Annotated in this window: 23 protein-coding genes; 13 read left to right on the plus strand and 10 right to left on the minus strand. The window is 74.4% G+C overall.

The annotated features are described in order from the left end of the window. Positions 1 to 60: 60 nt before the first annotated feature. A complete protein-coding gene (locus JUB12_RS14800) occupies positions 61 to 312 on the minus strand; it encodes an EscU/YscU/HrcU family type III secretion system export apparatus switch protein (RefSeq protein WP_205696190.1) in 252 nt (83 codons plus the stop codon). Next, on the minus strand, positions 299 to 904 hold the full coding sequence (locus JUB12_RS14805) for a hypothetical protein (RefSeq protein WP_205696191.1): 606 nt from the start codon (positions 902 to 904) through the stop codon (positions 299 to 301). The genes JUB12_RS14800 and JUB12_RS14805 overlap by 14 nt, the downstream gene beginning before the upstream one ends. A 51-nt stretch (positions 905 to 955) precedes the next feature. Between JUB12_RS14805 and JUB12_RS14810 the strand changes: the two genes are divergently transcribed. The 12 genes from JUB12_RS14810 to JUB12_RS14865 all read left to right on the plus strand — a co-directional run bounded on the left by JUB12_RS14810 (position 956) and on the right by JUB12_RS14865 (position 11,005). Then, positions 956 to 1,645: a flagellar hook-basal body protein gene (locus tag JUB12_RS14810; RefSeq protein WP_205696192.1), complete on the plus strand. Its 690-nt coding sequence runs from the start codon at positions 956 to 958 to the stop codon at positions 1,643 to 1,645. 177 nt (positions 1,646 to 1,822) lie between these two features. After that, a complete protein-coding gene (locus JUB12_RS14815; RefSeq protein ID WP_205696193.1) occupies positions 1,823 to 2,545 on the plus strand; it encodes a flagellar hook-basal body protein in 723 nt (240 codons plus the stop codon). Continuing rightward, entirely contained in the window at positions 2,545 to 2,748 is a 204-nt protein-coding gene (locus JUB12_RS14820) for a hypothetical protein (protein WP_205696194.1), read from the plus strand. The genes JUB12_RS14815 and JUB12_RS14820 overlap by 1 nt, the downstream gene beginning before the upstream one ends. Further along, positions 2,745 to 3,305 carry a flagellar export chaperone FlgN gene (gene flgN, locus JUB12_RS14825; RefSeq protein WP_205696195.1) on the plus strand — a complete coding sequence of 187 codons (561 nt, stop codon included), beginning with the start codon at positions 2,745 to 2,747 and terminating at the stop codon, positions 3,303 to 3,305. Before JUB12_RS14820 ends, flgN begins: the two co-directional genes overlap by 4 nt. Positions 3,306 to 3,308: 3 nt before the next feature. After that, the gene (gene flgK, locus JUB12_RS14830) at positions 3,309 to 4,607 is read left to right on the plus strand and encodes a flagellar hook-associated protein FlgK (protein ID WP_205696196.1); all 1,299 of its coding nucleotides are present in this window, start codon (positions 3,309 to 3,311) and stop codon (positions 4,605 to 4,607) included. Positions 4,608 to 4,609: 2 nt separating this feature from the next. Further along, on the plus strand, positions 4,610 to 5,515 hold the full coding sequence (locus JUB12_RS14835; RefSeq protein WP_205696197.1) for a flagellin: 906 nt from the start codon (positions 4,610 to 4,612) through the stop codon (positions 5,513 to 5,515). A gap of 35 nt (positions 5,516 to 5,550) precedes the next feature. Further along, complete coding sequence (gene fliW, locus JUB12_RS14840) at positions 5,551 to 6,003, plus strand: flagellar assembly protein FliW (protein ID WP_205696198.1); 453 nt, start codon at positions 5,551 to 5,553, stop codon at positions 6,001 to 6,003. Positions 6,004 to 6,025: 22 nt separating this feature from the next. Next, a complete protein-coding gene (gene csrA, locus JUB12_RS14845; RefSeq protein WP_205696199.1) occupies positions 6,026 to 6,262 on the plus strand; it encodes a carbon storage regulator CsrA in 237 nt (78 codons plus the stop codon). A 28-nt stretch (positions 6,263 to 6,290) separates the two neighbouring features. Next, positions 6,291 to 7,094, plus strand: coding sequence for a flagellin (locus tag JUB12_RS14850; protein WP_205696200.1), 804 nt, complete (start codon positions 6,291 to 6,293; stop codon positions 7,092 to 7,094). Positions 7,095 to 7,170: 76 nt separating this feature from the next. Next, a complete protein-coding gene (locus JUB12_RS14855; protein WP_205696201.1) occupies positions 7,171 to 8,670 on the plus strand; it encodes a protein kinase in 1,500 nt (499 codons plus the stop codon). Further along, the gene (gene ligD, locus JUB12_RS14860) at positions 8,667 to 9,542 is read left to right on the plus strand and encodes a non-homologous end-joining DNA ligase (protein WP_205696202.1); all 876 of its coding nucleotides are present in this window, start codon (positions 8,667 to 8,669) and stop codon (positions 9,540 to 9,542) included. Before JUB12_RS14855 ends, ligD begins: the two co-directional genes overlap by 4 nt. Positions 9,543 to 9,589: 47 nt before the next feature. Then, on the plus strand, positions 9,590 to 11,005 hold the full coding sequence (locus JUB12_RS14865) for an MFS transporter (protein WP_205696203.1): 1,416 nt from the start codon (positions 9,590 to 9,592) through the stop codon (positions 11,003 to 11,005). Here JUB12_RS14865 and JUB12_RS14870 read toward each other — a convergent pair. The 8 genes from JUB12_RS14870 to JUB12_RS14905 all read right to left on the minus strand — a co-directional run bounded on the left by JUB12_RS14870 (position 11,002) and on the right by JUB12_RS14905 (position 20,935). Then, the gene (locus tag JUB12_RS14870; protein ID WP_205696204.1) at positions 11,002 to 11,955 is read right to left on the minus strand and encodes a D-alanine--D-alanine ligase family protein; all 954 of its coding nucleotides are present in this window, start codon (positions 11,953 to 11,955) and stop codon (positions 11,002 to 11,004) included. The genes JUB12_RS14865 and JUB12_RS14870 overlap by 4 nt on opposite strands. Then, complete coding sequence (gene pknB / locus JUB12_RS14875) at positions 11,952 to 13,922, minus strand: Stk1 family PASTA domain-containing Ser/Thr kinase (protein WP_205696205.1); 1,971 nt, start codon at positions 13,920 to 13,922, stop codon at positions 11,952 to 11,954. Before pknB ends, JUB12_RS14870 begins: the two co-directional genes overlap by 4 nt. Continuing rightward, the gene (locus JUB12_RS14880) at positions 13,919 to 15,340 is read right to left on the minus strand and encodes a penicillin-binding protein 2 (protein ID WP_205696206.1); all 1,422 of its coding nucleotides are present in this window, start codon (positions 15,338 to 15,340) and stop codon (positions 13,919 to 13,921) included. Before JUB12_RS14880 ends, pknB begins: the two co-directional genes overlap by 4 nt. Continuing rightward, positions 15,337 to 16,647: an FtsW/RodA/SpoVE family cell cycle protein gene (locus tag JUB12_RS14885; RefSeq protein ID WP_205696207.1), complete on the minus strand. Its 1,311-nt coding sequence runs from the start codon at positions 16,645 to 16,647 to the stop codon at positions 15,337 to 15,339. Before JUB12_RS14885 ends, JUB12_RS14880 begins: the two co-directional genes overlap by 4 nt. Further along, the gene (locus JUB12_RS14890; RefSeq protein WP_241004524.1) at positions 16,644 to 17,903 is read right to left on the minus strand and encodes a Stp1/IreP family PP2C-type Ser/Thr phosphatase; all 1,260 of its coding nucleotides are present in this window, start codon (positions 17,901 to 17,903) and stop codon (positions 16,644 to 16,646) included. The genes JUB12_RS14885 and JUB12_RS14890 overlap by 4 nt, the downstream gene beginning before the upstream one ends. A gap of 1 nt (position 17,904) precedes the next feature. After that, entirely contained in the window at positions 17,905 to 18,408 is a 504-nt protein-coding gene (locus JUB12_RS14895; protein ID WP_205696208.1) for an FHA domain-containing protein, read from the minus strand. Then, positions 18,409 to 19,158 carry a DUF3662 and FHA domain-containing protein gene (locus JUB12_RS14900; RefSeq protein WP_205696209.1) on the minus strand — a complete coding sequence of 250 codons (750 nt, stop codon included), beginning with the start codon at positions 19,156 to 19,158 and terminating at the stop codon, positions 18,409 to 18,411. A gap of 79 nt (positions 19,159 to 19,237) precedes the next feature. After that, the gene (locus JUB12_RS14905) at positions 19,238 to 20,935 is read right to left on the minus strand and encodes a serine/threonine-protein kinase (RefSeq protein WP_205696210.1); all 1,698 of its coding nucleotides are present in this window, start codon (positions 20,933 to 20,935) and stop codon (positions 19,238 to 19,240) included. Between the two features lie 131 nt (positions 20,936 to 21,066). Here JUB12_RS14905 and JUB12_RS14910 point away from each other — a divergent pair, with 131 nt between their 5' ends. Next, positions 21,067 to 22,200 carry a hypothetical protein gene (locus tag JUB12_RS14910; protein ID WP_205696211.1) on the plus strand — a complete coding sequence of 378 codons (1,134 nt, stop codon included), beginning with the start codon at positions 21,067 to 21,069 and terminating at the stop codon, positions 22,198 to 22,200. Positions 22,201 to 22,244: the final 44 nt, after the last annotated feature.

Below are 22,244 nucleotides of genomic sequence, written 5' to 3' on the forward strand. Positions count from 1 at the left end.
CGCACCACGCCGCGACGCGCGGTGCGAAGAAGGGGACAGGCCCCTGCTTCTCACGAGGGGTCAGCGGGAGATGCCGTAGGCCCAGACGAGGACCTCGGCGACGGCGCCCCAGAGGTCCTCGGGGATCTCGGCCTCGGCGGCGAGGCGGGCGAGGGCCTCGGCGAGGGCGGGGTCCTCGCGGACGGGGACGCCGGCCGCGCGGGCGCGCTCGAGGATGCGGTCGGCGACGAGGTCGGCACCGGTGGCGACGACCTTCGGGGCGCTGTCGGCGCTGCGGTCGTAGCGCAGCGCGACGGCCCTACGCGGAGGCATCGAGCGTCCTCCCGCGCGGGTGGACGGTCACGGCGACGGGGTGGCCGAGGACGGCGCTCAGCGTCAGGCGCAGCTCCGCGGCGGCGGCGCGGACGCGGTCGGCGGGCTCGCCGGCGCTGACGTGGACCGCCGCGGCGTGGCGGTCGAGGCGCACGTCGAGGCGGCCGAGCGTCGGGGAGTCGAAGCGGACGGTGACGGCGGCGCCGCCGCGGCGTGCCCCGCCCCCGCCCGCGCCCGACCCGTCGGGCAGCACCTGGACCATGGCGCCGCCCGGGAGCGGCACCGCGAGCGCCTGGGCCTGGGCCTGCTGCGCCGCGCTGGCCTGGGAGGACTGCTGGACCTGCTGGGCCTGTGCCTGCTGGGCGGGCAGCTCGACCTTGCCCTCGACGTGCAGGTGCAGCCGCTCGGCGGCCGCCTCCTGGACGCTGAGGCGCAGGACGTCGCCCGGGGCGACGCCCGCCGGCAGCTGCGCCGAGATGGGCACGCCCTCCAGCAGCATCGTCTGCGGGTCGACGACGCGGCCGTGCATGATCGTCCCGGGTCGCACCGGGAGGTCGGGCAGCAGGCCGCGGACGAGGACGAGCGCCTCCATCCGTCCAGTGGTCGGCTCAAAGCGCCGGAGCTTCAGCCGACCACGGAGGCGATGGACCGTGGACTCTTCATCGCCGCCTCCGGCATGCTCGCCGAGCAGGTGCGCCAGGACCAGCTGGCCAACGACCTGGCCAACGCGACGACGCCCGGCTACAAGGCCGACCGCGCCACGCAGAGCTCCTTCGGGGAGCTCCTGCTCGCCGACCGCCGCACGGGCCGCGCGATCGGCACCCTCGGCGCCGGCGTGCGCATCACCGGCCAGACGACGGACTTCCGCCCGTCGGACATGCGCGCCACCAACGAGCCGCTCGACCTGGCAGTCCAGGGCGAGGGCTGGTTCGCCGTGCGCACCGACCAGGGCGAGCGCTACACCCGCAACGGGCGCTTCACCGTGCTCGCGGACCGCACGCTGGGCGACGCCCAGGGCAACCAGGTCCTCGGCCCCAACCGCCAGCCCGTGCGCGTCACCCCGCAGGGCACCGTCGACCCGGCCGACGTCGGGGTCTTCGACGTCCAGGGCCTGGCCAAGCAGGGTGAGAACCTCTTCACCGGCCAGGCCGGCGGCCGCGGCACCGGCCGAGTGCTGACGGGGACGCTCGAGGCCTCCGGCGTCACGCCGGCGCGCACGATGGTCGACATGATGGCCTCGATGCGCGCCTTCGAGGCCGGCCAGCGCGCCGTCACGACGATCGACGACACGCTGAAGCTCGCCGCCTCGCAGGTCGGCGGGCTGCCGGGCTAGCAGGCCCTCGCGCGCCCGCGGGCGCGCCCGCGGCGTCCAGGTGACCTGGACGCCGCGCTCAAGGTGGTTCGGCTCCGGCCGACCACCGGGACGACACCGGAGCACGCAGGCTGGACCGCCCACTGGCGGAGGCACGCGCTCCACCTCCCGCACAGGAGAACGTGAGTGCTTGAAGGCATGTACTCGGCCGCGGCCGGGATGATGGCGCAGCAGCAGCGCATGGACCTCGTCGCCGACGACCTGGCGAACGTGTCCACGACCGGCTACAAGCCGGGCCGCATCGCGTTCCGCGACCTCGTCTACGCCGACGGCCCGCGCGGCTCGGAGCCGGGCGTGCGCATCGGCGCCGGCTCGGCGAGCACGCTCGTCGGCCGCTCGATGCAGCAGGGCTCGCTCGAGACGACCAACCAGCCGCTCGACGTCGCCCTCGAGGGCCAGGGCTTCCTCCAGGTCCGCACGCTCGACGGCCGCGTCGGCCTCACCCGCGACGGCCAGCTCGGCACGGACGCGCAGGGCCGCCTGACCCTCCACAGCGGCGAGCTCCTCGAGCCGGCGATCACCCTCCCGCCCGGCACGCCGGTCGACCAGGTCGCCATCGCCGCCGACGGCCGCGTCACGGTGCAGGGCCGCCAGCTCGGCCAGCTGCGCATCGTCGAGGTCAACGCCCCGGGCGGCCTCGAGGCCGGCCCGAACAACACCTTCGTGCCGGGCCCGCGCAGCGGCCAGCCGCGCCCCGCCCAGAGCACCACCGTCCGCCAGGGCGCGCTGGAGAGCTCCGGCGTCGACATGGCCTCGGCGATGACGGACATGATGGAGGCCCAGCGCGGCTTCGAGCTCGCCTCCAAGGCCATCATGACCCAGGACCAGCTCCTGGAGATCGCCAACCAGGTGAAGCGCTGATGACGAGCGTCGACCCGACCGTCGCCGCCGGCATGGAGCGCCTGCTCATGCGCCAGGTCGCCGGCGAGCTGCTCAAGACCGCCATGCCGAAGTCCGCCTCGGGCACCAGCGGCGCGTTCAACGACATGTTCTCGTCGATGCTCGCCGACGCCATCGCCGAGGCGACCACGACGACCGACGCCACGGAGGCCCCGCGGGCGTGACCGCCACGGCCCTCCCGATCCCCGGCACCTTCGGGCCCGACGTCCTGCGCCACCTCGACGCGCAGCTCGAGTCGGCGCGCCGCCTGCTGCAGGCCGTCCTGCACCAGTCGCAGGCGATCCGCGCGCGCAACGTCGACGGCGTCCTCGCCCACCTCGGCACGATCCAGGCCGAGATGGAGCGCCGGTCGCTGCTCGAGCGCGACCGCACCCTCGTCCTCACGCGCGCCGGCCAGGCCCTCGGCGTCCCCGCCCACGCGGTGACCCTCGAGGCGATGACCGCCCTCATGGACCCCGCGACCGCCGAGGCGGCCCGCACGCGCTCGACCGAGCTGCGCGGCCTGCTCGCCGAGGTCGGCCAGCAGCACCACCTCAACCGCGCCCTCATGCGCCAGGAGCTCGCCTTCCTCGGCCACCTCGTCGGGATGCTCGGCGGCGCCGGCGAGGACGGCGGCTACCGCCCGCCGGCCGAGCCCGGCGGCTCGATGCGCGTGACCCTCGGCGGCGTCGGCGCCACCGGCTACCAGACCGCCCGCCGCGTCCTGGACCTCGAGGTCTAGCCCGTGCCCGTCTCGAGCTTCTCCGGCCTGAACCTCGCGCTGAGCGGCCTCATGGCCAACCAGCGCGCCCTGGACATCACGGGCCACAACATCGCCAACGCGGGCACCGTCGGCTACACGCGCCAGGAGGCCGTCCTCGCCGCCTCCCCCTCGCTCACCGTCCCGCAGGGGACCTACGAGTCGGGCGCCGGCATCCAGCTCGGCCAGGGCGTCGACCTCAAGTCGATCCGCCGCATCCGCGACCAGTTCCTCGACCTCCAGGTCCGCGCGCAGAACCTCTCGCTCGGCCAGGACTCCGTCACCTCCGACGCCCTCTCGCGCGTCGAGGACATCCTCCAGGAGCCGGGCGACAACGGCCTCAACGCGCTGCTGGGCAAGTTCTGGAGCGCGTGGCAGGACCTCGCCAGCCACCCGGAGTCCGCCGCCGCCAAGGAGGCCGTCGCCGGCCAGGCCGCGACGCTCGCCGACGCCTTCAACACCCTCGCGGGCCGCATGGACTCGATCGCCGCCGACGCCACGAACGGCGCCGCGCAGATCGTCGCCGTCGGCGGCCCGGTCGACCAGATCGCCAAGGAGCTCGGCGTCCTCAACGACGCGATCTCCCGCGCGGTCGCCGCCGGCACGCAGCCCAACGACCAGCTCGACCGCCGCGACGTCCTGCTCGACCAGCTCTCCAAGCTCGGCCGCGTCTCCGTCGCCGACCTCGGCGGCGGCGTCATCGAGGTGAGCTTCGGCGGCGCCGCGACGCCCATCGTCTCGGGCCCGACCGTCACCTGGCCCCAGGCGCTGTCGAGCCCGGGCGGGCAGATCGGCGGCCTGCAGGACGTCGCCGCGAAGATCACCGGCTACCGCGCCGGGCTCGACCAGGTCGCCAGCGACCTCGCGTCGACGGTCAACGCCCTGCACCCGACCCCAGTCTTCTCCGGCGCCACCGCCGGGGCGCTGACCGCGGTCGTCACCCCGGCCACCGTCCGCGCCACGTCGGCCGTCAACGCGGGCGCCAACGACGTGGCCAAGGCCATCGCCGGCCTGCGCGGCGGCCTGGCCGAGCGGGGCTACAACGACCTCGTCTCGCGCATCGGCGGCGACGCGGCCACCGCCCGCGCCGGCGAGGCCACCGCCACCGCCGTCCTCAACCAGCTCGAGGAGCGCCGCCAGGAGGTCGCCGGCGTCTCCCTGGACGAGGAGCTCACGAACATGATGCGCTTCCAGCGCGGCTACCAGGCGGCCTCCCGCGTCATGACGACGATGGACGAGACGCTGGACGCCCTGATCAACCGCACCGGCCGGGTGGGCCTGTAGCCATGCGGATCACCCAGGGCATGCTGAACAACCGGCTGCTGAGCGACGCGGCCGCCCGCCAGGCCGAGATCGCCGCCACGCAGCGCGAGATCGCCACGGGCCGCCGGCTCAACCGCCCGTCCGACGACCCGCTCCAGGTCCGCGAGGCGCTCGTCGAGCGCTCGACGGTCTCGGAGATCGAGGGCCACCGGCGCTCGGCCACGTCGGCGACCAGCCGCCTCGACGCGACCGACTCGTCGCTGGGCCAGCTCAGCCAGCTCATCCAGCGGGCCAAGGAGCTCGCGATCCAGGCCGCCAACGGCACCGTCGACGCCAAGGACCGCGAGACGATGGCCCTCGAGGTCGACCAGATCGCCGAGGCCGCCAAGGACGCCGTGCGCGTCCAGGTCGACGGCGCGTGGATCTTCAGCGGCACCGACAGCACGACGCCGCCCTACGCCTTCGGGTCGGACACGTTCGCCGGCAACGCCGCGACGGTCGCCCGCGAGATCGGCCCGGGCGTGAGCGTCGGCGTGAACGTCAGCGCCGCCAGCGTCCTGGGCTCCGGCCAGGGCGCGGCCGACGGCCTCCTGCTCAACACGCTGCGCGACCTGGCCGATCACCTGCGTGGGGGCACCCCCGCCGACCTCGCCGCCCTGCGCGGCGCGGACCTCGCGGGCCTCACCGCCAACCTCGACACCGTCAACGCCGCCCAGGCGACCGTCGGCGCCGCCCAGGTGCGCGTCGACGCCGCCGTCGCGCGCCTCGACGACCTCGACATGGCCGGCCAGACGCGCCTGCGCGACCTCGAGGGCGCCGACCTGGCCGAGGCCCTCACCCGCCTGACCACGCAGAAGACCGCCTACGAGGCCGCGCTCAAGACGGGCGCCCAGCTCTTCCAGCTGTCCCTCCTCGACTTCCTCCGCTAGATCCCTCCACCACCACACCGAGGACCATGACCACCATGACCACCCTCCGCTCGAGCCGCTTCGGCGAGCTCGAGGTCCCGCAGGAGTCGATCATCGACTTCCCCGCGGGCCTCATCGGTCTGGGCGGCCGCCAGTACGCCCTGCTCGCCAAGAGCGACGACAGCGCCTTCGTGTGGCTGCACTCGCTCGAGGACCCCGACCTGGCCCTGCCCGTCACGAACCCGTGGCAGTTCTTCGCCTCCTACGAGGTCGAGCTGGCCGACGAGGAGGCCGCTCGCGTCGGCCTCACCGACGCCGACGCCGCCGAGGCCTCCGTGTACGTCACGGTCCGCTGCGGCGAGCGCCCGGAGGACACCTGCGTGAACCTCCGCGCGCCGATCGTCATCTCCGGGGGCTTCGGCTACCAGGTGATCAACATGGCCCAGGACGCCCCGGTGCGCGCCAAGGTCTTCGCCCAGCAGGAGGCGGCTCAGCCCGAAGCCGCCTAGGGCACGCAGTACGCTCGCCCGCATGCTCATCATCACCCGTCGCCCTGGCGAGAAGGTCATGGTCGGCGACGACGTCGTGGTCGAGGTGATCGAGATCAGCGGGTCGAACGTGCGCATCGGCATCACGGCGCCCCGCTCGGTCCCGGTCTACCGGGAGGAGATCTGGGCGGCAGTGAAGGCGGAGAACGCGGCAGCAGCCGCGACGGACGTGGACCGGATGCCCCGGGACCAGTCCGCCGCCGACGACGACCCGACCTAGAACCCAACCCCTCACCCGACACTGACTGATGTCCCTCCGCATCAACACGAACATCGAGGCGCTCAGCGCCCACCGCACGCTCGCCAAGAGCACCGCGCAGCTCACCAAGTCCATGGAGAAGCTCTCCACGGGCTCGCGCATCAACCGCGCCGCCGACGACGCCGCCGGTCTGGGCATCTCCGAGAAGATGCGCTCCCAGATCCGCGGCCTCGCCCAGGCCCAGCGCAACATCCAGGACGGCATCTCGCTCGTCCAGACCGCCGAGGGCAACCTCGACGAGGTCCACTCGATGCTGCAGCGCGTCCGCGAGCTGGCCGTCCAGTACAAGAACGGCTCCACCGGCTCCCAGGGCCAGGCGGTCATCCAGTCCGAGATCAACCACCTGGCCTCGGAGATCAACCGCATCGGCACCCAGGCCGAGTTCAACGGCATCACGCTGCTCGACGCCGCCGGCACCGTGACCTTCCAGGTCGGCAGCGAGGACGGCGACGTCATCACCGTCGACAAGCAGGCGCTGTCCACGGTGGTCCCCGCCGCGACGTTCGCGCTGGGCGCCGCCACCGACCTGCAGGAGATCGACGCCGCCATCGACGGCGTCTCGAACCTGCGCTCGTCGTTCGGCGCGGCCCAGAACCGCCTCGAGCACACGCTGAACGGCACGGCCGTCTACCAGGAGAACCTGACCGCCGCCGAGTCGCGCATCCGCGACGTCGACATGGCCCAGGAGATGGTCACGATGACCAAGAACCAGATCCTGACCCAGGCCGGCCAGGCGATGCTCGCCCAGGCCAACCAGTCGCCCCAGTCGGTCCTCCAGCTCCTGAAGGGCTAGCCCTCGCGGACGGGCCTGCGTCTGCAACCCGCAGTGCAGACGCAGGCCCCACGCGCGGCGCGCCACAATAGGACCTGTGAGCAGCCAGCTCGGCACGCTCCTCAGCGGGCGCTACCGACTCGACGCGCGGGTCGGCACGGGCGGGATGTCCACGGTCTTCCGTGCGTTCGACACCACGCTCGAGCGCCAGGTCGCGATCAAGCTGATGCACCGCGACATCGCGGGCCAGCCCGACCAGCTCGAGCGCTTCCGGCGCGAGGCCCGCGCCGTCGCGCAGCTCAGCCACCCGCACGTCGTCGGGGTCATCGACGCCTCCGAGGACGACGGGACGCCCTACATCGTCTTCGAGTACGTCGAGGGCGAGACGCTCAAGCAGCGCATCCGCCGCCACGGCCGGCTGCCGGTCTCCGAGGCCGTGGCCTACGCCATCGAGATCGCCCGCGCGCTCGGCGCCGCCCACGAGCGCGGCATCGTCCACCGCGACGTCAAGCCCCAGAACGTCCTCGTCGACGAGGAGGGCTCGGCGAAGGTCACCGACTTCGGCATCGCCCGCACGCTGGACCAGGACGGGCTGACCGCCGACGGCCGCGTGCTGGGCACGACGGACTACGTCTCGCCCGAGCAGGCCCTCGGCCACGCGGTCACGGGCCAGAGCGACCTCTACTCCCTGGGCATCGTGCTCTACGAGATGCTCACCGGGGACGTCCCGTTCCACGGCGAGAACCAGGTCGCCGTCGCGATGAAGCACGTGCGCGAGGACCTGCCCGACGTGCAGCTCCTGCGCCCCGAGGTCTCGAGCGCGCTGGCCGCCGTCCTGGACCGTGCCACGGCGAAGGACCTCACCCAGCGCTACGCCGACGACGCCGAGCTCATCGCCGACCTCGAGCAGGTCCTCGCCATCGAGGCCTCGCGCTCGGGGCAGGTCACGGGCGAGGCGACCGCGGTCCTGCGCACGCTGCCGCCCGAGGCGCGCCGCCGGCTGCCAGGCCGCGTCACCCACCCGGGACGCGTCTTCGCCGTCCTGGCGCTGGTCGCGGCGGCGATCGTCGCCTTCGCGCTCTTCGTCCTGGCCGACGACCGCGCCACGCGCGGCACCGGCGCGGCGCCGCCCGCCCGCGACGACCAGGGCCAGGCGCTCAAGGCGATCTCCTTCGGCCAGTCGGCCGCCGGCGACTTCGACCCCCTCGGCGACAACGAGGAGGAGCACCCCGGCGAGGCGCGCTTCGCGGTGGACAAGAGCACCGGCACCTCGTGGACGACCGAGACCTACCAGGGCGGCCTGCAGAAGGACGGCGTCGGGATCTACGTCAACGCGCCACCGGCCTTCGCGCCGCGGCGCCTCGACGTCCGCACGCCCAAGCCCGGCTTCTCCTTCGACGTGTACGCCGCGTCGGGCAGCCCGCCCCAGCAGCTGTCGGGCTGGACGAAGCTCGCCTCGGCCCGGGCGACCGAGGAGCGCACGCGCGTGCCGCTCGACACGGGCGGCCGGCGCTTCCAGTCCTACCTCGTGTGGATCACCGCGCTGCCCGAGGGCGCCACCTCGGCGCAGGTCTCCGAGGTCTACCTCTACCGGTGAGCCGGCTCACGTCGCCGGAGAAGGTCCTCTGGCCGGCGACGGAGCGCACGCCCGCGGTCACGAAGGCCGACTACGCCGCGTACCTCGACCACGTCGCCGCGGCGATGCTGCCCCACGTGCGCGATCGCGCCGTCTCGCTCCAGCGCTTCCACGGCGGGCTCGGCAGCTCGGGCTTCTTCCAGAAGGACGCCGCCAAGACCGCGCCCGCGTGGCTCAGGACCGTCACCGTCGGCAAGCGCGGCGGGGGCGAGGTCCACCACCCGCTGCTCCAGGACCGCCGGTCGCTGCAGTGGGTCGCCCAGGTCAACGCGCTCACCGTCCACGTGGCGCCCGTGCGCCGCGACCGCCTCGACCGGCCCGATCGCCTGACCATCGACCTCGACCCGTCCTCCGAGGACTTCGAGGAGGTGCGCGTCGCCGCGCTGGCCCTCGGCGAGCGGCTGCGCGGCCACGGCCTGGTCCCGCACGCGATGGTCACCGGCTCCCGCGGCGTGCACGTCGTCTGCCCGCTGCGGCGCACGCGCACGGCCACGGAGGTCAACGCGTTCGCGGCGGCCGTCGCCGCCGAGGAGGTCGCGCGCGACCCCGACCACCTCACGACCGCGTTCCACAAGGACGAGCGCGGCTCGCGGATCTACGTCGACGTCGCGCGCAACGCGCCGGCGCAGACGACGGTCGCGCCGTACTCCCCGCGCGCCCGGGCCGGCGGGCCCGTCGCGGTGCCGCTGCGCTGGGAGGAGCTGGAGGACCCCGGCCTGCGTCCCGACGGCTGGACCCAGCGCGCGGTGCTCGAGCGCCTCGACGCGCTGGGCGGCGACCCCTGGGCGGCCATCCGCCGCAGCGCCCGGGGGTGTCCCGCACCTCCCGCGTAGGGGGCGCCCCGGTGTCTGGGCCGAACCGGTCGGCCATCGTCGGTGCCATGACCCGCACCCAGAGGTGGACGCTCGCCGTCGTCTGCGCCGCGACCGCGATGCTCATGCTCGACATCGCCGTCGTGAACACGGCCCTCTCCCGCATCGCGGAGGACCTCCAGACCGACGTCACCGGCCTCCAGTGGGTCGTCGACGCCTACACGCTGGCGCTCGCGACCGTCGTGCTCACCGCCGGCTCGCTCGCCGACCGCTTCGGCCGCAAGCGCCTGTTCCAGTGGGGCCTCGCGCTCTTCACGCTCTCGTCGATCGCCTGTGCCGCGGCGACCGACATCACCTTCCTGAACGTCGCGCGCGCCGTCCAGGGCGTCGGCGCCGCCGTCATGTTCGCCACGTCGCTGTCGCTCCTGGCCGCCGCCTTCCGCGTCGAGGAGCGGGCCAAGGCGTTCGCCGCCTACGGCGCGGTCATCGGTGCCTCGTTCGCCTTCGGGCCGCTCATCGGCGGCGCGCTGACCTCCGGCCTGGACTGGCAGTGGGTCTTCATCGTCAACATCCCGATCGGCCTGGCGTGCATGGCGATCACCGCCCGGCAGGTCCACGAGTCCGCGGACCCGGCCGCCCCGAAGGTCGACGTCCCGGGGCAGCTCGCGCTGACCGGTGGCCTCTTCCTGCTCGTGCTCGGCCTGCTGCGCGGCAACGAGGACGGCTGGGGCTCCACGCCGATCCTGCTGGAGCTCGGCGGTGCCGCCGCGTTCCTCGTCGCCTTCGTCGCCATCGAGGCGCGCGTCGCGCAGCCGATGCTGCCGCTGCGGCTCTTCCGCGACCGCGACTTCACCGGCGCGCAGGTCGCCGCGTACGCGATCTCCGCCTCGTTCTTCGCGGTCTTCCTCTACACGACGCTCTACCTCCAGCAGGTCCTCGGCCTGTCGGCGATCGAGGCCGGGCTGGTCTACATGCCCGCGACGCTGCTGAACTTCGTCGTCGCCGGCGCCTCCGCGCAGCTCATGGAGAAGGTCGCCCCGCGCGTGATGATCAGCGTCGGCCTCGGGCTGGTCGCCCTCGGCATGGGCGTCTCGACGATGGCCGCCGTCGACTCGTCGTGGACGGTCCTGCTGCCCGGCATGGTCATCTGCATGATCGGCACCGGCATGTTCAACCCGGCCCTGGCGACCCTCGCGGTCGGCGCGGTGCCCGTCGAGCAGTCGGGCTTGGCCTCGGGCGTCAACGACACGTTCCGCCAGGCGGGCATCGCCGTCGGCGTCGCCGCGCTGGGCGCGCTCATCCCCACCGAGGAGGTCTTCGGCGGGGGCGACCACGCGGCGTTCGTGGACGGCATGCACGACGCGCTGTGGGCCGGCTCGGCGCTGGCCGCCGTCGGGGCCGTGGCCGCCTGGGTCCTGATCCGGTGGACGCCGTCGGGGGCCGCCGCCCCGGCGCCCGCCGCGGTCGAGCCCGCCGCCGCCTAGTACGTGTGGGCCCGCTCCCGAGCGAAGCGCTCGAGGGCGAGGCGCACGAGCCGGTCGCAGAGCTCTGGGTAGGCCAGCCCGCTGGCCGCCCAGAGCTTCGCGTACACGCTGGTCGCGGTGAAGCCGGGCAGCGTGTTGAGCTCGTTGAGCAGGACCTCGTCGCCGTCCACGAAGAAGTCCGCGCGGGCCAGGCCGTCGCAGCCCGCCAGCGCGTAGGCCTGGACCGCCAGGTCGCGCAGGCGCGCCAGTGCGGTGTCGGAGATGCGCGCCGGCACCTCGAGGCGCATCCCGCCCGCCTCGTACTTGGCCTCGAAGTCGTACCAGCCGGCCCCGCGCAGCAGGACGATCTCGCCCGGGGTCGAGACCTCCGGCGCCGTCGGGTGGCCGAGCACCGAGCACTCGACCTCGAGCCCCGTGGCGTGCGCCTCGACGATCACCCGCGGGTCGTGCTCGCGCGCCGCCGCGAGCGCCGCGTCGAGGTCCTCTGCGCACTCGACGCGGACGATGCCCACCGACGAGCCCATGCGCGAGGGCTTGACCCAGCACGGCAACGACGCGGCGCCGGCGTCCTGCGCGCGCCAGTAGGCGACCTGCGGGATGCCCGCGCGCGCCATGAGGTCCTTGAAGACGAGCTTGTCCAGGCACGCGGCGCTGGCCAGCACGCCCGAGCCGACGTACGGGACGTCGAGCAGCTCGAGCAGCCCCTGCACCGTGCCGTCCTCGCCGAAGGCGCCGTGCAGGACCGGGAACGCGGCGTCGCAGCCCAGCAGGCCGCCGCCGGCGCGCAGCGCGACCTCGTCGCCGTCGCACGTCCAGCGCCCGTCGCGCTCGAGGACGACCTCCACCGGCTCGTGGCCGGCCTGCGCCAGGCCCTCGCGCACCGCGCGCGCCCCCGCCAGCGACACCTCGTGCTCGGACGACCGGCCGCCGCCCAGGACCGCGACCCTCATCCTGGCGGCACCGTCTCGGCCGGCGTGGTCGCCGAGGGCGTCGTCTCCGTGCCGCCCGGGTCCGGGTCCAGCTGCGGGTCGAACGCGCCGACGGTGATCGTCACGCGCGAGCCCTTGGGCGCCCGGCCCGTCGGGTCCTGGCTGAGCACGACGCCGTCCTCGTCGGGCGAGTCGACCTCCTGCTCGCGCGTGCGCACGGTGAACCCGGCACCCGACAGCGCCTCGGTGGCCTCCTCGCGCGTGCGCCCGGTGACCCGCGGGATCTCGGCCTCCTCGGGCTCCTTGGCGACCGTCAGCGTGACCGTCGAGCCGCGCCGCGCCTGCGTGCCGGCCGCCGGATCCTGCGCCAGCACCGTGCCCGGGTCGCGGTCCTCGCGCTCCTGCTCGCGCACCCGGACCTTGAAGCCCGCGTCCTCCAGGGCCGTCTCGGCGGCGTCGCGGTCCTGGTCGACCACGCCCGGCACCTCGACGCGCTCGGCGCCGGTGGAGACGACGATGACGACCTCCTCGCCGCGCTCGAGCCGCTCGCCCGCGCCGGGGACCGTCTGGATGACGCGGTTCGTGGTGATGTCGTCGGAGGGCTGCTCGCGACGGGTGACCTCGAAGCCGAGCCCCTCGAGCGTCCGGGTCGCGGTGGTCGCACCCTGGCCGACGAGGTCGGGGATCCGCGCCTCGCCCGGGCCGTCGGAGACCACGAGGGTGACCGTCGAGCCCTCGTCGACCTCCTCGCCGGCCGACGGGTCCTGACCGATCACGGTCCCCTCCGGCCGGTCGGAGGTACGGCGCGTGACGTCGCTCTCCAGGCCGCGCTGGCTCAGCGCGACCTTCGCGTCGGACTCCGACGCGCGGACGACGTTGGGCACCGTCACGCCGTTGGAGCCGCCGAGCAGGAGCACGAGCGCGACGACGGCCGCCGCGACGAGCAGGCCGGCGAGGGCCGCGGGCCACCAGCGCCGGCGCCGCTCCTCGGCCAGCGGGTCCGCGGGCGTGGAGGTGTACACCGCCTCCTCCTGGACCACCGGCACCGCCGCGAAGCCGCCGGTGACCGGGATGGTCTGCGTCGCGTCGCCCGGCCCGCCGTAGGCGGCGACGCCGGGCGCGCTGCGCGCCGCGTCCAGCGCCTGGAGGAACTCGTCGGCGTCGGCGAAGCGCCGCGCCGGGTCCTTCTCGAGCGCGCGCAGGACGACGGACTCGAGCGCCGGGCTCACCGCGGGATTGCGGTGCGACGGCGGGACCGGCGGCTCGGAGACCTGCTTGAGCGCGATGGTCACCGCGGACTCGCCCTCGAACGGCACCGTCCCGGTCAGCAGCTCGTAGAGCATGATCCCGACCGAGTAGAGGTCGCTGGCCGCGCTGACCGGGTGGCCCTGGGCCTGCTCGGGCGACAGGTACTGCGCCGTGCCCATGATCGAGCCGGTCTCGGTCATGTCCGACGCGCCCGCCCGCGCGATGCCGAAGTCCGTGACCTTGAGCGTCTCCCTCTCGCCCTTCGACCCTCTCAAGCTCGGGTCTGCGGGCGACGGATCCTGCACGATGACGTTGTGGGGCTTGAGGTCGCGGTGGATGATCCCGCGCTTGTGGGCGAAGCGCGCGGCGCGCAGGACCTGCGCGATGAGGTCGATCGCCCGGTCGGAGGCCAGCGGCGCCTCCTCCTGGACGATCCGCTTCAGCGGTCGCCCGGGCAGGTACTCCATCGCGATGTAGGACGTCCCCTCCCACTCGCCGCGGTCGTAGACCTGCACGACGTTGGGGTGCTGGAGGCCGCCGGCGGCCGAGGCCTCGCGGCGGAAGCGCTCGACGAACTCGGCGTCGGCGGCGAAGCGCCGGTGCAGGAGCTTGAGCGCGACGCGCCGGCCGAGCTGCAGGTCCTCGGCGACCCACACGTCGGCCATCCCGCCCGAGCCGATGCGCTCGATGAGCTTGTAGCGGCCGTCGACGACCTGGTCGCGCTGGGGCTCGGTGATCACCCCAGGAGCTCCTGCATCACGGCCTTGGCGATCGGCGCGGCGACCTCGCCGCCGGTGCCCTGGGTGCACTCGATCGTGGCGGCGACCGCGACGCGCGGGTTGCGCAGCGGCGCGAACCCGATGAACCAGACCTGGTTCGGGCAGCTCTCGCGGACCTCGGCGGTGCCCGTCTTGCCGCCGACCTCGATGCCCTCGAGCGCGGCGGCGGTGCCCGATCCCTCACGCACGACGTTGCCCATCATGTCGCGCACGGCGTCGGCGGACGCGCCCGACATGACCCGGCCCATCTCCTCAGGCTCGAGCTCCTCCTTCGTGCGGCCGTCCGGGTCGACGACCTTGTCGACCAAGCGCGGCTCCATGAGCGTGCCGCCGTTGGCCACCGCGGCGGACACCATCGCCATCTGCAGCGGCGTGACCAGCAGGCGGTCCTGCCCGATCGCCAGGCGGCCGATGTCGACGAAGCGCGACGTCGCCGGGATGAGCTTGCCGCCCCGGTAGGCGCCCGACGGCGCCATCTGCGCGTCGGGGTAGTCCAGCGGCGGGTCCTCGCCGAACCCGAGACGCTCCATGTAGCGCTGCATCGTCTCCTTGCCGAGCTTCTCGGCCACCGACGCCCAGGCGGTGTTCACCGAGTTGGTCAGCGCCGTCGTGAGGTTCACGGGGCCCCAGTCGCGCCCGCCGAAGTTCGCCAGCGGCGTGCCCGAGAACTCCCGGAGGTTGGACCCGTCGACGACGCTGTCGGGCGTGAAGCGCCCGGAGTCGATCGCCGCGATCGCGGTGACGACCTTCATCGTCGAGCCCGGGACGTAGGTCGACTGGGTCGCGCGGTTGAGCAGCGGCGCGTCCTGGTCGGTGTTGAGCTCGGCCGACCGGCCCGGCTGGCGCAGCTCGTTGGGGTCGTAGCCCGGGAACGAGGCCATGACCTTCACCGCGCCGGTCCGCGGGTCGAGGGCGACGACCGAGCCCTTGCGCCCGCCGAGCTGCTGCAGCGCGACGCGCTGCCCGCCCGGGTCGAGCGTGAGCTGGAGGTTGTCGCCCTCCGCGCGCTTGCCCAGGAGCTGGTCGACGACCGTCGTGAGGTCGTCCTCCTTGCCCGTCAGCTCGTCGTTGCGCTCGCGCTCGAGGCCGATCTGCCCGAGGCGCGCGTACGAGTAGCCCAGCGCGTGGGCGAACAGGCCGGCGGCGGGGTAGCGGCGCGAGTAGAAGCGGCCCTCCTTGACCGACCGGGCCAGCAGCGTCCCGTCGTCGGCCCGGATGCGCCCGCGGCGGATCTGCAGCGTCTCGAGCAGCGGCCGCTGGTTCTTGGCGTTGTCGCGCAGCGCGTCGGCCTCGAACACCGTCCAGCGCGACGTGAACGCGATGAGCACCGCGAAGAGCACCACGACGAGGACGAACAGCCGCGAGATCGAGGCGTTCACACGGCCTCCCGGCGGGCGCGGTCGGAGACGACGAGCAGCAGCGCCAGCAGGATGAAGTTCGCCACGATGCTCGAGCCGCCGTAGGAGACGAAGGGCAGGGTCACGCCGGTGAGCGGGATGACCTTCGTGACGCCGCCGACGATCACGAAGACCTGCAAGGCGAACACGGCGGTCAGCCCCGTGGCCAGGAGCTTGGAGAACGAGTCGCGCGCGAGCGTGGCGATCTTGAAGCCGCGCTCGGCCACCAGCAGGTAGGTGAGGATCAGGCCGCAGGCGCCCGCGAGGCCCAGCTCGTTGGTGATGACCGCGTAGATGAGGTCGGTGTGCGCCGCGGGCAGCAGGCGGCCCTGCCCGCTGCCGAGCTCGAGCAGCGACTGGCCGAAGCCCGTCCCGAGCACCCCGCCGTCGGCCTGCGCGAAGAGGGACTGCGCGAGCTGGTAGCTGCCGCCCGTCTGCTGGTTGTACAGCGCGTTGTCGAACGGGTCCTGCCAGGCGGAGATGCGGTCCTCGACGTGGCCCACGGTCGACGCGAAGAACCACGCGCCGACGGCGAACAGGAGCAGGCCGATCAGCGGGTAGGCGGCCTTGTTCGTCGCGACGTAGACCAGCGCGAGGAAGGCCCCGAAGAACATGAGCGACGAGCCGAGGTCGCGGATGAAGACGAGCAGGAGCATCGCCACGCCCCACACCACGAGCAGCGGTCCGAGGTCCTTGAGCCGCGGGAACTGCATGCCCAGGACGCGCCGGCCCGCGGTGACCAGGAGCTGGCGCGTGTCGCGCAGGTAGGACGCGAGGAAGACGACGATCGCGATCTTGCTCAGCTCGGCGGGCTGGAACGAGATCGGCCCGACGCCGATGCCGAGGTACGCGCCGTTGACCTGCTGGCCGATGCCCGGGACGCGCGGCAGCAGCAGGAGCGCCAGGCCGCCGAGGGCGATGGTGTACCGGTAGCGCTCGAGCACGCGGTAGTCGCGCAGCAGGACGATCGTCGCCGCGAACGCCCCGAGCCCGACGACGAACCACTGCGCCTGCTCGCGCGCGAACTCCTCGTCGATCCGGTAGAGGACGACGACGCCGAAGCACGCCAGCAGCGCGACGAGCGGGAAGAGGTACGGGTCGGCGTTGGGCAGCGTGAAGCGCAGGACGACGTGCGCCGCGAAGCACAGGCCGAGGAAGATCGCCCCGTAGGTGATCGAGAGGTCCGAGAGCTGCTCCGCGCCCTCCTGGAGGAAGATCGCCGCGAAGCCCGCCGTGACGAGCAGGGACGCGGGGACGAGGGCGAGGAGCTCGCGGTTGCGGGCGCTCACCGCGCCGGGCCCGCCAGCTCGCCGCGCTCGATGCTGCGGATCAGGTCGACGGCGTCGTCGTGCGAGCGCAGCTCGTGCGAGACGACCGTCCGCCGGGCGGGCGCGTTGAGGGCCGTCGCGTTGACGCCGGACTCGAACTGCTGGCTGTAGAGGTCGAGGCCCGGCAGCTCGTAGGGCACGCCGCGGAAGAGGGCCACGTAGCCCTCCTTCGTCGTGCCGACGAACCACACGCTCTGGACCGCGATCCAGCCCGCGCTGCCGACGATGACGACGAGGACCGCGAGGACGATGAGCGGGCGCAGGACGCGGCGCACGACGCCGCGTCGCTCGGGCGCCTGCGCGACGGGCTGGCGTGGTGCCCGGGGGGCGCGGGGCGCGACGGGCGGCTCGGCCAGCGCGGCCGGCGACGTGGGCGCGGGACGCGCGGAGGCGGACTCGACGGTGTCGGGCCCGGCGGCGGCCGCGGCGGCGCGCACCTCCTCGACGGTCGGCGCGGCGGCGCCCGCCATCGTGTGCTGCTCCTCGGGGCCGCCGACCTCCTCGACCCGGAAGAGGACGACGGTGATGTTGTCGCGCCCGCCCGCGGCGTTGGCGGCGTCGACGAGCGCCCGCGCCGCCTCGCGCAGCGACCGCGCGCCGGTCAGGATCTCGGCGACCTGCGCGTCGGAGACCATCGTGGTGAGGCCGTCCGAGCACAGCAGGAAGACGTCGCCGTCGCGCGCCGGCCAGGTGTGGTGGTCCACCGCGACGGTGTCCTCGGGGCCCAGCGCCCGGGTGATGATCGAGCGCTGCGGGTGCTCCTCGGCCTCCTCCGGCGACAGCTGCCCGCGCCGGACGAGCTCGCCGACGAGCGAGTGGTCGTCGGTGCGCTGCTCGAGCACGCCGTCGCGCAGGCAGTACAGGCGGCTGTCGCCGACGTGCGCCACCGCCAGCTCGCCCACGTCGAGGTAGGCCGCGGTGAGCGTCGTGCCCATGCCGGCGCGCTGCTCGTCGGCCGCGGCGAGCTCGTGGATGCGGGCGTTGGCCTCGCCGACCATCCGCGCCAGGCGCTCCTCGACCGAGCCCGCGCCGTCGGGCAACCCGCGCGCGAAGACCTCGACGGCGGTGCGCGACGCGACCTCGCCGGCCTGGGCGCCGCCCATGCCGTCGGCGACCACGAAGAGCGGCGAGGACGCGTGGTAGGAGTCCTCGTTGTCCCGGCGCTGACGGCCGGTGTCCGTGAGCTCGACGTGCTCGGCGACGCGCAGCAGGGTCAGCTCACCGGTCCAGGTAGGTGAACTCGGAGTCGCCGATGCGCACGCGGTCGCCCGCGTGCAGCGGCTGGGGACCGCTGAGCAGCTCCTCGTTGAGGTACGTGCCGTTCGTCGAGCCCAGGTCCTCGATGATGACGATCGGGCCCTGGCGGACGAGCCTCGCGTGCTGCGAGGAGGCGAACGGGTCCTCGAGGCGGATCTCCGCCCGGTCCCCACGGCCGAGCACCGCGCCCTCGCCCACGTCGTACTCCATGCCCGGCGTGTGCCCGGGCGCGCGCTCGACGACGAGGCGGGGGTCGAGGTCGTCGCCGCGGCCGAGCGTCGCCGCGCTGTGCAGGCCGGTGGCCTCCGACGGCGGGGCGGCGGCGACCGGGCCCGCGGCGCTCAGCGCGCGCGGCTCGCTCACCCGGCGCAGGTCGCGCAGCGCGCTGCGCGAGACCCACAGCAGGAAGAGGTAGAGGACGGCGAGGAAGCCGAACTTCAGGGCGACGGCGACGGGATCGAGCACCTACTCCACCTCGAAGCGCACGTCGGCGGTGCCGAGCTCGAGCCGGTCCCCGGGCTCGAGCGGGTGGGGGCCGTTGACGGGGCGGCCGTTGACCCGCACGCCGTTGGTCGACCCGAGGTCCTCGACGAGCCATCCGCGGCCGGTCGGGCGGATCTCGGCGTGGCGGCGCGAGACGTTGGAGTCGCTGAGCACGACGTCGCACTCGCGGCTGCGGCCGATCACGACGCCGCCGGGCGCGACGACGAAGCGCTTGCCCTCGGCGAGCAGCAGCGGGCGCCGGCGGGGCTCGGCCCGCACCTCGCTCAGCGCCTCCTGCTGGCGGTCGGCGACGCTGTAGACCATCGTCTTGCCGTGGTCGGCCTGGCGGACCGACTCGCCCTGCGGCTTCACGGTCCGGGCCTGGATGCCGAACTCGCCGAGGCGCAGCTCGCGGTCGGTCTCGAAGGTGATGTGCGGGCGCGAGACGAGCGCGAGGCGCTCGCGGCGCGCGTGCTCGAGCAGGTAGGCCGAGAGCTCGTCGACGACCTCGTGCTCGACGCCCTCGTAGCGCGCGCGGTCCTCCGGCGAGAGCCAGACGACGTACTCGTTGGGGACGTACGTGCGCGACACGGAGACGGTCTTGTGCTCCTCGAGCTCCTTGACGAGGCCGCGGGCCAGCTCGACGGGCCGCACCTCGGACTTGAAGACGCGCCCGAACGTGCCCTCGACGAGGCTCGCGATCTTGGATTCGAGGTTCCTCAGGACGCTCATGCTTCCCCCCGCGCCCCAGGCTCACGCAGCCGTGCGGGGAGGCCGGCGGTCCCTCGGCGCGACGGTGTGGCGGCGCATGCTACGCCAGGTCAACGTCGCGGGGGTCCCGCGAGTGACGGCGCACCAGCACCGCGAGCGCGCCGCAGAGCACCGCTCCGGCGACGAGGCCGCGCGGCGCGGTCGGCCCGCCGGACCAGGTGAGCGCGTCGAGCAGCGCCTGCGTGCACGCCGCCGTCCCCGCCGCCCAGGTCGTGGCGAGGACGACGTCGACCGCGAGGCTGCGGCCGCGCACGAGCAGCGGCAGGACGGCGGCCGCCGCGCCCCACACCGCCGCCACGCCCAGGGCGCCGGAGCTCAAGGCGGCCCACAGGACGTCGCCCGCCGGCGCCGGCGGCGCGGCGTCCGGCGGATCACCGAGCAGCAGCGTGCGGGCGGTCGTCCCCTCGCCGAGCAGCACCCACCAGGCCCCGAGGGCGCCGACCAGCGCCCGGTGGGTCGCCTTCGGCGCCAGCGCCGCCAGCGCCGGGAACGCCCCGGCGAGGCCGAGCGCGCCGAGCGCCGGCGCGGCGGCGGGCAGCGACCACAGCCGCGGGGGCGCGTGGCGCAGCGCCAGGGCGGTGGGGACGAGGGCGGCGGCGGCCAGGCCGCCCAGCAGCGAGGACTCCGCGAGCAGCCACGAGACGACGGCGGCTGCGGCGGCGAGCCAGCCCAGCCGGGGCAGCGCCGCCACGGCGACGGCGGCGACCAGCGCGCCCTGCCACGCGGGCGCGGGCGGCTGCGGCCCGAGCGCGAGCGCCGCGCCCACCGCGGCGGCCGCACCCAGCGCGGACCACCCGCGGTCGTCGATCGGCGTGCGGCGGGGCGCCAGGACCGGCGCGAGCGGCTCGAGCGGCGAGCCCTCGATGGTCCCCGGCTCGTCACCGACGTCGCCCAGCGCGGCGTTGAGCGCCCCGCGCAGCTGCTTGAGCGTGCCACGGTGGGCGGGGTCCGGGTCCACGGCGGTGTCGATCGCCGCGCACAGGTCGAGCGGGAGGTCGCGCCGCAGCCGCCCGAGATCGGGCAGCCGCCGGCCGATGCGGCGCACGGTGGCGGTCGCCCCCTTGGCCCGCACGGGGTTGACGCCGGACAGCGCCTCGTAGACGCAGAGCCCCAACGCGTAGAGGTCGGCCTCGGGGCCGGCACCCTTGCCCTCGGCCTGCTCGGGCGCCATGTAGGCCAGCGTGCCGACCACGTCGCCGGTGCGGGTCAGCGCGTCGTCGCCGGCGAGCCGCGCGATGCCGAAGTCCGTGAGCTTCGCCGCGGGGCCCCTGGCCCGGCCCTCGTCGTCGTCGAGGGCGTCGTCGGGGACGATCACGTTGGCCGGCTTGACGTCGCGGTGGACGACCCCGCGCTGGTGGGCGTGGGCCAGCGCGTCGCACAGCACGACGCCGATGCGCAGGACGTCGCGGTCGCTGAGCTCACCGTCGGCGCTGCGCTGGGCCAGCGTCCGGCCGTGCACGAGCTCGGAGACCAGGAAGACCGCGTCGTCGTCGGCGCCCGTCTCGTACAGCGCGACGATCCCCGGGTGCTGCAGGCGGGCGGCGGCGAGGCCCTCGCGGCGGGCGCGCTCGGCGACGTCGGCGTCGCCCGTCGGGATGCGCTTGACCGCGACCTCGCGGTCGAGCTTCTCGTCGTGGGCGTGCCAGACCACGCCGAAGCCGCCGCCTCCCAGCCGCGCCAGCAGGCGGTAGCGGCCGAGGACCGGGGTGTCCGCGCGCGTGGACAGGGTGGTCTCCACCGCGTGTGCCTTTCGGCACCGAAGCACCTCCGTCCTCTCGGGCCGTGGAGGAAAGTGCCTGCTGGGACAGAACTTGCACCCACGGGACGGCGCCCACGCCGGCCCGTCCACTTCTGGGAGCCTTCCCCACAGTGTCCTTCTTCGACGAGGGCGACGAGCCCACCCGCCAGCGCCCGGCGCGTCCCCCGCGGCCGCGCCGGCCCGCGACCGCGGGCGGCGGAGGCGGTGGCGCCGTGCGCACCGGCGCCCCGGACCCGCAGACCGCGCGCGTGCGCCAGGCCGTCGCGCTCGGCATCGGCGCCCTCGTCCTCATCCTCCTCGTCGTCGGCATCCGCGGCTGCCTCAACACGGCCAAGGAGAACGCCCTCAAGGACTACAACCGCGAGGTCGGGACCATCGTCGAGAACTCGGCGCAGGTCTCGCGCCAGCTCTTCGACGCGCTCAACGGCGGCGCCCGCGGGGAGGACCTGCAGGTCACGCTCAACCAGGTGCGCCTGGTCGCCGAGGAGGACGTCGACCGCGTCAAGGGCCTCGACGTGCCCGACGAGATGCAGGCCGCGCAGCGCAACCTGGAGCTCGTGATGAACCTCCGCGAGGGCGCGATCGGCGAGATCGCCGGCCTCGTGCCCGACGTCGGCTCGGACACCCCGGCCACCGCCGACCGCGCGGTGCGCCGCGTGGCCGGCGAGATGCAGGCGTTCCTGGCCTCCGACGTCGTCTACTCCCAGCGCGTGCAGCCGCTGATCGCGCAGGCCCTCAGCGACGAGGAGATCGGCGGGCAGAACATCCCGTCGTCGCGCTTCCTGCAGTCGATCGGCTGGCTCGAGCCGGGGACGGTCGCCGACCGCCTGGGCGCCGAGGCGGCCGACACCGGCAACGACAACCGCGCGCCCGCACCGGGCCGCCACGGCCACGGCCTGTCGAGCGTCAGCGTCGGCGACGTCACGCTGCAGCCGGGCCAGGTCAACAACCGCATCCCGGCCGGGTCGAACATCGTCTTCCGCGTCGCCTTCGAGAACCAGGGCGAGCACGACGAGCAGAACGTCTCGGTCACCGTGCAGGTGACCGGCTCCGGACGCCCGATCACCCGTCGCAAGCGCGTGCAGCTCACGCGCGCCGGCACGGCCGCCGAGGCCGAGGTGCCGCTGGGCACCGCCCCGCCCGTGGGCCAGCCCGTGACCATCCGCGTCACGGTCGCCAAGGTCCCGGGCGAGGAGAACACCGACAACAACCGCCAGACCTACACGGCGCTCTTCACGCGCTGAGGTCGCGGGGGCGGGTCAGCCGTCGCGCCACCCGGCGCCGCGGC

It is taken from the genome of Conexibacter sp. SYSU D00693 (assembly GCF_017084525.1).
Lineage (GTDB): Bacteria > Actinomycetota > Thermoleophilia > Solirubrobacterales > Solirubrobacteraceae > Baekduia.